The organism is Streptomyces actuosus (assembly GCF_016921115.1).
Classification (GTDB): domain Bacteria; phylum Actinomycetota; class Actinomycetes; order Streptomycetales; family Streptomycetaceae; genus Streptomyces; species Streptomyces actuosus_A.
The window spans coordinates 1-12,264 of record NZ_JAFFZS010000007.1; the positions used below are offsets into that span (position 1 = coordinate 1).

The 12,264-nt window shown below is 67.0% G+C and carries 9 protein-coding genes; 3 read left to right on the forward strand and 6 right to left on the reverse strand.

The features are described 5' to 3' along the window. Positions 1-96: 96 nt before the first annotated feature. The 3 genes from JS756_RS11255 to JS756_RS11265 all read right to left on the reverse strand — a co-directional run bounded on the left by JS756_RS11255 (position 97) and on the right by JS756_RS11265 (position 5,060). On the reverse strand, positions 97-741 hold the full coding sequence (locus tag JS756_RS11255; protein WP_307790512.1) for a PD-(D/E)XK motif protein: 645 nt from the start codon (positions 739-741) through the stop codon (positions 97-99). Further along, the gene (locus tag JS756_RS11260; RefSeq protein ID WP_205382903.1) at positions 738-3,512 is read right to left on the reverse strand and encodes a Z1 domain-containing protein; all 2,775 of its coding nucleotides are present in this window, start codon (positions 3,510-3,512) and stop codon (positions 738-740) included. Before JS756_RS11260 ends, JS756_RS11255 begins: the two co-directional genes overlap by 4 nt. Positions 3,513-3,581: 69 nt before the next feature. After that, positions 3,582-5,060, reverse strand: a complete 1,479-nt coding sequence (locus JS756_RS11265) for an ATP-binding protein (protein ID WP_205382904.1) — start codon at positions 5,058-5,060, stop codon at positions 3,582-3,584. 489 nt (positions 5,061-5,549) lie between these two features. On the opposite strand from JS756_RS11265, the gene JS756_RS11270 reads away from it, so the two are divergent. Together JS756_RS11270 and JS756_RS11275 are read left to right on the forward strand one after the other, a co-directional pair. Then, positions 5,550-6,086, forward strand: coding sequence for a hypothetical protein (locus tag JS756_RS11270; RefSeq protein ID WP_205382905.1), 537 nt, complete (start codon positions 5,550-5,552; stop codon positions 6,084-6,086). Further along, a complete protein-coding gene (locus JS756_RS11275; protein ID WP_205382906.1) occupies positions 6,083-7,621 on the forward strand; it encodes a terminase large subunit domain-containing protein in 1,539 nt (512 codons plus the stop codon). Before JS756_RS11270 ends, JS756_RS11275 begins: the two co-directional genes overlap by 4 nt. A gap of 542 nt (positions 7,622-8,163) precedes the next feature. Here JS756_RS11275 and JS756_RS11280 read toward each other — a convergent pair. Next, positions 8,164-8,340 (reverse strand): hypothetical protein, encoded by a 177-nt coding sequence (locus JS756_RS11280; protein WP_205382907.1) that lies wholly within the window; start codon positions 8,338-8,340, stop codon positions 8,164-8,166. Positions 8,341-8,465: 125 nt separating this feature from the next. Continuing rightward, positions 8,466-9,368, reverse strand: coding sequence for an SRA domain-containing endonuclease (locus tag JS756_RS11285; protein ID WP_205382908.1), 903 nt, complete (start codon positions 9,366-9,368; stop codon positions 8,466-8,468). A 236-nt stretch (positions 9,369-9,604) separates the two neighbouring features. Between JS756_RS11285 and JS756_RS11290 the strand changes: the two genes are divergently transcribed. Continuing rightward, positions 9,605-11,443: a hypothetical protein gene (locus tag JS756_RS11290; protein ID WP_205382909.1), complete on the forward strand. Its 1,839-nt coding sequence runs from the start codon at positions 9,605-9,607 to the stop codon at positions 11,441-11,443. A gap of 10 nt (positions 11,444-11,453) precedes the next feature. Here the strand turns inward: JS756_RS11290 and JS756_RS11295 are convergent, their stop codons facing one another. Next, positions 11,454-12,173, reverse strand: coding sequence for a hypothetical protein (locus tag JS756_RS11295; protein ID WP_205382910.1), 720 nt, complete (start codon positions 12,171-12,173; stop codon positions 11,454-11,456). Positions 12,174-12,264: the final 91 nt, after the last annotated feature.

The window sequence follows — 12,264 nt, forward strand, 5'->3', positions numbered from 1 at the left end:
CGCGTCCCGCTTGAACTCGGCCGTGTACCGCTTACCCATGTTGCTCTTGCTACTCACTACCTGTGACTGCTTCCTCCGGGACCATCCGTCCCAGTATCAAGCTGTCCGGCCGACAGGGGGAACCTCAATCCGGATACTCCGTGGGCGCTTCGCGACGCTGGCCTTGGTCTCGATCGCAACCGCGGGGAGCTGGAAGTCCTGGTTGGTTCCCATGGGACCGGTCCATGCTTCCACGGCCGAGGTCTGGGCCAGCGAAGCCAGGAGGACGTCGCCGAGTACCAGGAGTTCGCCGTAGAGCCCTCGGCGTGCCTCGGCGCTCAGCCCGTCCCTGCTGACGGCACGGAGGAGGTCCTGCCATCTCCCAAACCTGTCCACCGCCGCCGCCAGAGCATCGGCGGCGGCCGGAGCGGCCCTCACCGTGTCGGCGACGTCGCTGACAAGAGGGTTGAAGACTTCACGGAGTTCGTCCGCGGTGAGGATCACCTGGAGCTCGTACTCGACCCGGGACACCGCGCTCAGGTTCATCTCGATCCCGGCCGCCTTGGGGAGGCGACCCACCGACCGCACGATCGGGTCGGCGGAGCGGGCGTCCGCTCGGAGGACCAGCATGCGCTGCCGGCCTGGGTGGGAGACGGAGAGGAAGATGTCGAGCGGGGACTCCGGGTACAGACGGAGGCTGGAACGCCCCGGTGCATCCTGGGGGCTCTCCAGTTCGTGCCATGCGTCCTCCGTGACGGTCACGCCTCGTCCTCCTCGACGATCGAGTAGATGTCGTCTTGGAGCCAGACGGTGTTGGCGACGTACTCGGTCTTGGACTGGTGCTTCGAGTGAGGGAGGCTCACCTGGAAGCCCACGAGAGGTGTGGTCGACACCCCGACGCCGTCCTTGTTGACGGGCATGACGGGGTAGATCAGCAGCAGGCCCTGGTCGGGGCGGCGCTGCCTCCGGATGTACGTGCCCGATGGGTTCTGCGGGGGCGCCGCCTTCTCCGCCTCCTCCGCAGCCTTTCGCGCGGCTTCGCGTGCCCTCTCCTCCTGGATCGGGTCGAGACCGATCAGCTCGTCCTGAGGGCTGATGACCCGGCGGATCGTGTACCTGCCCTCGCTCTCGAAGTCGTCCTTGAGCGCGGCTCGCTTCACAGCACCGACGGTGTGTCCGGCGATCTCCTGCGGCCACTTGGACGTCATGCTGCTGACCAGAACGACCGTCCAGTCGACCAGTTCTCCCACCTTCGCGCACTGGTCGATGTACTTGGCAATGAGCCTCGGCCGGACCCGCTGCGCCATGGGGTCGGTCTCGTAGTCGGAGAGAAACTCGGAGACCAGTCCGGGAGAGACACCCTCCCACTGCACGTTGCCGCCCTTGGGCGTCGCCTTGAGACCCTCCGCGCTGTCGAGTCGTCGGACGAAGCCCTCAAGGAGCCTGAAGTTGTGAGCGACGGTCCGATCGTCGAGCTTGAAGATCACTGTTTCCGGCCCTTCGCCAGAGTAGCTGAGAAGGATCTTCTTGCCCTTGCGCATCTTGTTGGGCGCCGTCACTGTCAGGCCCAGTGACGAGGACCGCACCTTCAGTCCGAACGCCGTCGGTTCGAGGCCGAGCGTGGCCATCTCCTCTACTTCCCGGCGCAGTTCGTCGGTGGCGGCCGTGACCTCCACGTAGGCGTCCTGAAGCTCGGGGGTCGTGTACAGACGGCACAGGTCCTCGTGCTTTGGCCGGTACCCGAACCAACGCCCCATCTGGAGGAGCGCGTCGTATGACTTCGACCAGCGCAGGTAGTAGCTGACCGTCAGACCTTCCAAAGTGAGGCCGCGGGAGAGTTTCTGCCCTCCGACAGCGATCACGGAGAGTCCATCCTTGCGGCTCAAATAGTAGTCAAGCGCGTCCTTGGACGTGCCGTTCACCGCTTTGACCTGGATCTTCCGGATGGCGTCCATGAGTTCCGCCGAAACCTGATCCCACGAGAGGCGCTCGGCCTCGTCGATCGGGAACTGTTCCGTGGTGGGGACGAATTCCCGCTCCCAGAGCCCCCGGAGTTCCTCGCGGAGCGCGGGGCCCTTCCCGTACCGGTCCCGGAGCGTGTCGACGAGGAGCCGCAGATGGTCGTCAACCTGGTCCCGCACCAGCCCCTGCACCGAGGTGAAACGGGTGACGTGCACCAGCATCGAGTTGTGCACCTTCGTCTGCCCCCTGGCCCGCCGAGCCGCGCAGGCGAGCACGAACGAGGAGATGGCCTCGCGCAGGGACGCAGGCAGCTCGGCGCCGGGAACATGGCCCGACTTGTGCTTGGCGGGCAGCCAGATCTCGGCGTCCTTCACGTGACGCACCAACGGCAGAGGCGGCGTGTCCTCCTCGTCATCGTCGTCGACCTGGAGGCCGAAGACCCGCTCGGGGCCAAGGTAGTTGGAGGGTGAAGGAAGGCTGCGGATGAAGCTTGCCGGAAAGAGATCCTCCCCGACCTTCTCGTTGTTCGCCTCCGGGTTGATGTAGATGTTGGCGAACGGTGTGGCCGTGTATCCCACGTACGCGGACTGGTCGAACGCGTTGACGAGGTCACGTATCGCGGCGTTGGTCTTCGTCGGGTCCGCGTCGTCGTCCTTGGTCGTGTCGATCGAGGCGTTGTCGGCCTCGTCGTCGATGACGAGCAAGGGAAGATCCTTAACGACCTTCTTGCCGTTCTCGTCCTCGGTCCCGTGAACGTCGATCACCCAGTTACGCACGTACTCGAGAAGCTTCCAGTGCTTCTTGACGACGAGCACGACGGGGAAACTCCCGAGAGGGAAGTTGGTGTGGGAAGCCGTCTTCTTGCCGAAATCTCCCTTCGCGGTGCTGTTCGTCGGCGAGGCGATGTCGAGCTTTTTCGCTCCCGGCATCCGGCCCGCGCCGATGAGTCGGGACTTGCCGACCTCGTTGGACCGCCTGTAGTGCTGGGTGTCGAAACCCAGGAGTCCCTCGTCGACCCGTAGCTGTGTCTGGCTGCGGAGGTCGTCGTGGATGCCGGCGAGCACCACGATGAGCCGGTAGCCGGCATCAACGGCCTTGGCTGCGAGCCCGATGTACTGGCCGGTCTTGCCCGACTGCACCTGACCGATCACGAGCCCCTTGCGGCTCCAGGAACCGGGGCGGCGTGGATCCTCCAGCTGGCTCAACACCTCGTCGGAGCTCTGGTCCAGCCGCCTCACGACCCACGGCGGAAGGCTCACCACGTCCTCGAGGTAGCGCCGGTACCGCTCCCAGAAGTCCCAGTCCCGGTCGTTCTTCGCCTCCGGCAGCCACGGCTCGTGGCCCTTGGAGTCCGTGAGGCCCGAGGATCGCTCCTGGAAAACGGCAGTCATGGCCTCGATCTCCTTGGCCAGCTGGTCCCGGTCCAGGGATTCTCCCTGTGCGGCCAGCATTCCGAAGATGGCGTTGACCGCGTTCTGTACCTCCTCTGTCTTCGGCTGACGGTCCTGCGGCAGAAACCCGAGAACCAGGCGCTTGGCCTTGGCCATGGGGTCGTCGGGAACGGCGCTCACGTGGGACCTCCAGCGGGACGTAGACGGTATCGAGCAGGGTAGGGGCGAGCACCGACAACGGCTCCGGGCTCATCCGCTCCAGAATCCCTGTAGTTGGTCGAAGGGAGGCATGGTCCGCAACCTCTCGCGCGCGGCTGCGGGCGAGCGACCTCCCGAGACGAGCGACTCGTAGATTCGCTGGGCGACCTCCGTCGCCGCCTCGTCGGCGGGCCCGGGTCCACCGAATGGTTCCGGGTCGTCGCTGGTGTCCGTTTCGTGCATCACGCGGAGGGCAGCCACAGGCACTGTCTCCTCCAAGAGCCGGATCAATGCCCGTACGTCTGCAGTGCTGTTGCCGCCAGGTCTCAGAGCAGCCTGGACCAGTGGGTGGCTGCGGTTGATCTTGCAGGTGACCCTGCCGTCCGGTCGGCGCACGTTCCACGCGTAGGACAGAGGATCACCGTGGGTACGCGCAGCGACCTGTCCGCGGTGCCGCAGCACGTCTGCGGCCTTCGCCCGAGCCCGCCGCGCGATCCGGTGGAGGTGCGGACGCAGACCGACGGGCGGAACGACGCTCGACTTCCTCACGTCGACGCCCCACTCGGCGTCCGTCTCCGCCGGGATGTCGACGGCGATGCGGGCCAGGTTGTACTTCTCCTCGCGGCGCATACCTCGCTGCCCCAGCCAGTCGCCCGCCAGGATCAGGCGGTTCCGGCGGTAGACGTAGAAGCCCTGTTGGTCGAGCCACCCCTGCGGTCCTGCGGCCCTGCCGTACTCCTCCGGCGTGAGCCGGTGGGCGCTGGGGAGGATGAACGCCTCGACTCGTACCGAACTGCCACCGAGAGGCAGTTCCTCCATGGGGAGCCGCTGGATCGAGGGGTGGTTGCCCATGAACGGATCCCAGGGTTCCACCGGAGTCCCGGAAACTCGCAGGTTCCGGCGTCGGCTCCCCGTGAGGAAGCGCGCGAAGACCATTCCGAGGTGCGACTCCGTGCGGGCCGCCTCGGCGTAGAACTGCTTCTGTGTGCGCTCGTCGTCCTCGCTGACATCACCGCCGTGGTAGCCGTTGAGCCGCCGCCAGAGAACGATCGTGCCGTGGCCGACTGCAGTCCGGACCCTGTCCAGCACGGCTGTCGTGGCGTCGTCGGCTCCATGGAGCAGGCGCCACTCGCCGGTCTCCTCGACAACATCGAGGTCCCAGGTCCGTGTGTGCCATGCCCCACGGGCCTTGGCTGTGGCCACGGTGAGCTGCCTCGACTGCGAGAACGAGGCCGACTTCAGTCCGACGCCGAAGCGGCCCAGATCCGTGGAGGAGCGCGACGTCGCGGGCCCCCGAGCAGCCACGGTCATGGCCGTGACGAGCTCCTCAGCGGTCATACCCCATCCGTCGTCGACCACCGCGATCCATGAGTCCCGTCCTGCCCAGGCGAACTCGACGTCGATGTTCCGGGCTTCAACCGAGATGCTGTTGTCCACGAGGTCGGCGATGGCCGCCGGCAGCGAGTACCCCAGGGAGCTGAGCGAAGCCACCATTCCCGCGGGCTCAGGGGCCGCGATGTCGTACGTCATTGGTGGATCCAGCCCTGCTTCCCCGTTACGAGCGTTCCTCGGAGTGCAGTCGTCCCAGAGATCCAGCCGAGCACCCCAGATTCGGGGGATGCCTCACCGCACACTCAGTCTGTCGTACACGACTGGGCCCCCACCCAAAGCCGATGGTACTGGAGCCATTGGCTGTAAAACTTGGTGTTCCCCGACAACCGCGCCTGCGGAGGCGAGATGCTGGAGCGCAGGCGACGGGAGCTCGACCTCCCGGACTCCCGTCACTCTGCGCAGGATCTCTGAAACGACTTGCTGTGACAGGTGTAGTGAGGTGCCGGTTTTGCTCAGCAAGTCAACAGCATGGGGCTTGCGGGGTGTGCAGCCGAACTGGGGGCGTCGTAGCGCACGCACAACGAGTGTTCGATTCTTGAGTCCGGTCGCTGGGCGAAGAAGGCAAGCGCACAGTGCGATCATGGTGGCGGGCGCGGGGGCGCACCCGAGCTGTGGAGGACCCCCGCCGTGGGACGCCCCGACAAAGCTGCGCGTGCGGCCATCGCGCGCCGCCGCTCGGACGCCATCGACCTACGACTCGCCGGCGTGGACTGGCTCACGATCGCCCGCAAGCTCGCCGCCGACCCAACCGCCAACTCCGATGGCATCGCCTACCCCCAGGGCTACGGCATCGAGCGGTACCGCAAGAACCAGGACCCGCCCACCGACGAGGCCCTGATCCACGCCGCCTGCCGTGACGTCCGTGCCGCACTCGCCGACCGCCGCGCCGAGCTGAACGACGACGTTGACGAGCTGCGCGCACTTGAGGCCGACCGCCTCGACCGGCTGTTCTTCGTGGCGTACAAGAAGGCGGTCCGGGACCAGGACCTCGCGGCCATCGACCGAACCCTGCGGATCATGGAGCGGCGCGCCCGGCTGCTCGGCCTCGACATGCCCGTCAGGACGGAGCTGTCCGGCCCTGACGGGGGGCCGGTGCAGATCGAGAACGTCACCGCTGACGAACTCGACGCGCTGATCGCGCTGACCGACCCGGACGCCGAATGAGGCCCCGGGACAACGAGAGCGTCATCGCCCACTACAAGACGCTGCCGCCAGCCCAACGCCGTGCCATCGCCCGGTCCGCCTCCCCGACGCTGCGGGCCGAGCTGGCACGCGCGGAGCGTCAGTTGGCCATGGACCGCTCGCCAGGCGCCCTCGCCGCCGTCCTCACCGGAGGGCGAGAGATGCAGGCACCGCACCTGGACCTGATCGACCGCGCGTTCATCGACATGGCCGAGGGCCGGTGCGACCGGGTCATGCTCACGATGCCCCCACGGCACGGCAAGAGCCGACGCGCCTCGCGCTGGGCTCCGCTCTGGTACCTGCGGCGCAACCCCGGCCATCGCATGATGATCGCCAGCTACTCCGCCGACCTGGCCGACGACCACGGCCGGTGGATCAGGGACGCCATCTACACCTGGGGCGACGACCTCGGCATCCAGCTCGCGCCCGGTAGCAAGGCCGCCAACCGCTTCGACATCGTCGGCGGCGAAGGCGGGCTTCTCGCTGCGGGCATCGGAGGCGGCCTTACCGGACGCGGTGCTCACATCGCCATCGTGGACGACCCGGTCAAGGACATGGCCGACGCGGACTCGCCGACGATGCGCAAACGCGCCTGGGACTGGTGGACCTCCGTAATACAGACCCGACTCGAACCGACCGGAGCCATCTGCCTGATCCAGACGCGCTGGCACGAGGACGATCTGGCCGGGCGCATCCTCGCCACCGAGCGAGACGCGTGGCGTGTCATCGACCTCCCAGCCCTTGCCGACAGCCCCGATGACCCGCTCGGCCGGGCACCCGGCGAGCCGCTGTGGCCCCAGCGATTCGACGCCGCCCACCACGCCCGAACCCGCAAGCGCGTCGGCGAACGAGTCTGGGGCGCCCTCTACATGCAGAAGCCGAGGCCGCCAGAAGGAGGCGTCTGGAAGCGCGAGTGGATCGACACCGCGAGGATCAACGCCGTCCAGTTCTCCGGCCTCGACATGGCGCGCATCGTCGTGGCTGTCGACCCCGCCGGCGGAGAGTCCACCGTCGGCGACGAAACCGGCGTGATCGGAGTCGGCCGGGACTTCGACCGGCAGCTCTATGTCCTCGCCGACCGATCCGGCTCCATGGGCGCCAACGACTGGGGCCTTGCCGCCTGCCGACTGGCCCTCGAACTCAAGGCAGACGCCATCGTGGTGGAGAAGAACTACGGCGGAGACATGGCGAGGCAGATCGTCACCCAGGCATGGGACCAGCTACGCCGCGAGGGCGTCACCAAGGGCCTGCTCATGCCCATGATCCTGGAAGTCACCGCCAAGGTCGGAAAGCGCCTGCGCGCAGCACCCGTGGCCCAGCTCTACGAACAGCAGCTCGTCCGTCACGTCGGCGAGTACACCGAGCTGGAGGACCAGATGGTCACCTGGGTCGAAGGAATGGGCTCCCCGGACCGTATGGACGCAGCCGTGCACGGTTTGACCGAATTGGCTGACCCCGATCAACTCGACACCCTGCCCACGGACATTGACGATGACCGCTTTGACGGCCGCCGTTGACCCGCGCCCCCACCGGTGCCGGAAACGGCCCCAAGAGGAAACGGCCCAGCCCAGTCTGGAGCCTCGGGCCGCTGCTAGCGTCACGATCATAAGGGTCAGGGGGAGTTGGTCCACAGCCCTGTGCACAGCCGCCCTCGCAACGATGTGCCTCATGGGCTGTTCGGCCGGAGCGGGGAAGCCGACGAGCGAGGTGCGGCGCGCCGCCCACCTCGACCGCGTACGGGAGACGTACCGGCTCGGGCGCAGCGAAGGACTGGCCCTGCAACGGCAGAAGATCGCCCAAGGCGCACCGCCCGCCTACTCCAGTCCGAGCGAGAAGGAGTGCGCCGACCGATGGGTTAGCTCGGTGAGCACGAGCAGAGCGCAGGCGACCGGGGCGGCTTCCTCGCCGCTTATTCCTCGATTCCGGCCCCGGGCACGCCTGGCTACGACGAGGCCGTGGCGGAGGCGGCCGGAATGAGGCCGTAATGCGTGGAACCGACGGCGTGATCTGCCTCGGGCACGGTGGCGGTCGCACCACTGGAGCGACCGCCACCGGCTAGCTACCGCCGCTGCTCGAACATGACCAGGAACGGGGAGACGAATCCCGACGCTTCGACCGGGCTGGTGTCCCCGAAGATGATCAGCAGCACGCCGGCCACCAGGGCGAGCCCGTAGATTCGGGCCGCAGTGGCGTCGTGGCCGTTGCTGACTTCGGGCACGGCGTTGTTTTCGCACATAATGGAGTAGCTCCTGTTCTTTGCTGGACAAGGGCAGACGGTTACTCACAGCGACTAGGACCCCTGTGGTAACCAGACGGCGGCTGGGGCGGCGGCGCATTGCAGTGCGCGTACTGCCTCAGCCGTTAGTCATGGGTCGACGTGAAGCCTCCTTCAGGGTTCGGCCATACGACCTCGATACACAGGGACGCGCAGAGGTCGAGCAGGTCCTCTCTCGGCGCCGCAGGTACGAGCAGCGTGAGGGTGGGAGTCGGGTGGAAGAAGCGGCGGTAATCCATGAGGGCGCCGATCGCCGTCCGGACTGCTTGCCGGGCGGCGCTGTGTTTCACCTCGATCAGTCTGTTCTCGGTGACATCCAGAAGATCGACACGGGCAACGGAGGTTTCGCCCTTCACGCGCACCTGTGCGGTGACGACCTCGTGCCCAAGACCGTTCAGGTGGCTGCCGTAGTCCGAAGTCAAGCGTTTGACGATGTCTCCCGCGGTTTCCTGGGGCTGTCGGCGCACACTGGCCAGCCTGAAGTCCGGCGCCCTGGTGATGCGTGTTTCGGTCAGCGGAGTGACCGGCAGGCGCGGTCCCTCGGGGACAGTGGCTCCGACCGGCCGCAGCCGGAAGACGATCACGGTCCGCATATCGCCGTTAGCATCTGGGGCGTCCGCGACGTAGTAAGGCTGTTCAGAGTCGACCTCGAAGCGCCCTAGATGGCGGTAGAGCCGAGCTGGTTCGTCTGAGTGTCTCCGAAGCTGGTGGAACAAGTGCACCGCGCGCCCCTGTTCCTTGTGGCGCAGCAGTGCGAGGTTTCCTCGCGTCATCTCCTGGTCGCCGTGCATGCCAGCGCCTGAAAGGTGGAAAACTCCGTCGTCCCCCCACCCCGTGAAGTCGTCGGGGTTAGGTCGCTCGGTGACGAAGGCCATCACCATCTGAGAACGCGTCGATGGTGAGATGCCGCCTTGGGGGGTACCGCCGAAGCGCGTGTGCAGATCGCGCCGCGTCACTACCTCGCCCAACTTCAGCTCGTCCGTGGTCACGCCCCACCTCCCATGCCATGAAGGCTACCGGAGTCACCCTGACTGGAGAGGGTGACTTCTCCCCGTCATTCGATCGATCGGGGTAGCTTCACCAGTGCTCAAGTGCAGAAATGAGCATGAAAGGTCGCGGGGCTCCCTGCTGAGATTTATCGTTTCGTTATGGACGGGCTGGAGGCGGAGTAGCAGGCACGTAGGGTGTTGGCTACGGCGCGGGGCCGACTGCCTGGAGGGGCACCGTGGGCCTGCGCGAGCTGATCACTGACGTCTGGAGCTGGCTGGACTACAAGCCGGTCATGGCCGACCCGCGCCGACCGGGTCGTAACGCCTGGGGGGAGCTGACCTCATCCTGGGTTCCCGACGAGGACTTGCGGCGCCTGTCCGCCTACCGGCTGCTGGCCGCGTACGACTCCAACCAGGCCGGCCAGGTCGCCGCGATCACCGGGGACGATGAAGCCGGAACCGAGCGGCGCGAACTCGGCGACGCCTCGAAGCTGGTCGACACCGCGCTCGGCTACCTCCTCGGCTCCGAACAGACCATCACGGTCGCGGGCGCGGAGCACACCGACGATGAGCCGACGGAGGAGGCCGCCCTGGCCCTGGCCGTTCAGGACAGGCTGAGGGCATGGGCTGAGAAGGAGCTGCTGCCGCTGCGTATCCAGCAGGCAGAGCGGACCGCAATCCTGCTGGGCGACGCGGTCTACAGCCTCGCCTGGGATCCGGCGAAGGGCCGCGTCCTGCTGCGCACGTGGGATCCGGGACTGTACTTCCCGGAGTGGCCGGAGGACGGCGAGCAGGATGGCGCTGAATTCCCCATGCGCGTGCATCTGGCCTGGGAGCTGCCGGAGGACAAGCGGCGCGGCCTGAAAGCCAGACTCCGCCGCATCACCTACGAACTCGGGCCGATCGCTCCCGCCACTCGACGCGACACCACGAAGAACGGCAGCGCAGTACGTGACTACGTCTACGCCGACGACGGTGAACCGGTCCTGAGCATGGGCGACACCCGCAACGGGGAGACGGGGGTGATCACGCGCACCTACCCATGGGCGCCGGGTCGACCGACCCCGTGGACGTGCTACCTCACTGACGCCGAATGGGAGCTGGACGACCTCAAGTACACCGACTTCCTCTACGACCTACCCATGCACAAGGCCACCTACCGGGCCCGATCAGACGGCGAAGTCCTCGATCGCCTCGACCTGATGGTGGACTTCATCCCCCTCATCCACGTCGCCAATTCCATCCCGGCCAGCGGAGAGCACTGGGGCAAGCCCACCGTCGCCACCGTCCTCCAGGCCCTGGACGAGCTGTCCGCCACCGACACCGACAGCTCCGGAGCCTCAGCCACCACCGGCTCACCGATCATCGGCCTGGCCGGGGCGCGGCTCCCCATCGACCGCGCCACCGGTCAGCCCCTCCCAGTCAAGGTCAGGGCCGGGACCGTCTGGCAGCTCACCGACAACGGGCGCATGGAGGTCCTGGACACCTCCGCCCAGCTCGCCGAGCTGCGCGCCCGCGTCGACCACATCCTCGACCGGGTCGCCGCGAACAGCCGCCTCACTGCCGCCGGCCTCGGAACGCTCGACCCGACCGCTTTGCCGTCCGGCTACGCCCTGCAACTCGCACTCGGCCCGCTGGACTCGCTGGTCGCCGCCATGCGCCTGGCCCGAACCCACAAGTACGCCGTCCTGTTGCGCATGGTGCAACGCCTCCACCAGGCCGGTCAGGCCGAGGGATGGCCCGCGGGCGAGTCGCTGCCGGCTCGCCTCATGTGGGGGCCGCACACCCCGACCGACCGCGCCGCCGTCCTGGACGAAGTAGTCAAGGGCGTCGGTGCCGGCGTCCTGTCGGTGGAGACCGGCATCCGCATGCTGATCGACGCCGGATACCCGATCGACGACGCACAAGCGGAGATCGAACGCATCCAGGCCCGTGCCTTCGAGGCCGCCGCCCGACTCGCGGACGCCACCGGTGACAACGCCGCAGTCCGCAAATACCTCGGGCTGCCCGATGCCGAGTCGGAGATTCCGACCACACCGATACCGGAGATACTGCCGTCTGATCAGGCGAAATAGCAGGCGTGGATCACGAGTTGGACCTGACGTACTGGGGGTCGGGAAGGGAGGCGGCATCCGGAAGGGGGCGCCTCCCCTTCAAGCCCAGACGCTTGATGCGGACCGCCTTCAGCAGTCCGTCAACCTCTCGCAACGCGGCCTCGTGCAGCTCGCGGAGGTGTGGGCTCTGGCTGAGCTTGTCCAGCACTCCCGACGTGTCGACCAGCCCCGTCACCACATAGTTCTGCTGATGCCAACCCGCCCGCGCGTCCTGCCGCTTGATCTGGTCGTCACGCTCGGTCGAGTCCTTGAGCCTCGAGGTCGCCAGCCCGATGTCCTCGGCCATGCGCACACGCATATCGCCGGCGATCCGCACCAGTGCGGCCCGGACAGCCTTCTGTCGACGTCCCGGCTGGCTGAGCGAACTGTTGACGATTTCCTCGACGAAGTTCTCGATCACGAGATCGGGCAGGAAGTCCACGTCGTAGCGTTGGCGAACCGCCGCCCGAGACTGGTGGTGCACGAGGTGCGACCGGAAGGTCAGCACGGCCAACTGGAGCCGGTCCAAGTCGGCGGCCCGGCGCTTCCCGCGTTCTTGCCGCTGCGAGACAAGCACAGCCGAGGCGGGCCCGAGGATAGCCGTGGTGAGGGCGGCAATCGGGACCGTCTTGAGGGCAATATCCACCCAGGACACGCCCTTCGAGTGCTCAGCCGCAGCCAACGCGAGCAGGGCGAAATCCGTAGATGGCATGGGCCGCATTCTCCAGCCCCTATCACGTCACCGTCCAATCCGATCACCGAGTCAGTCAGCGTTCGAGAACGGCTAAGCTGATCACCGGCGC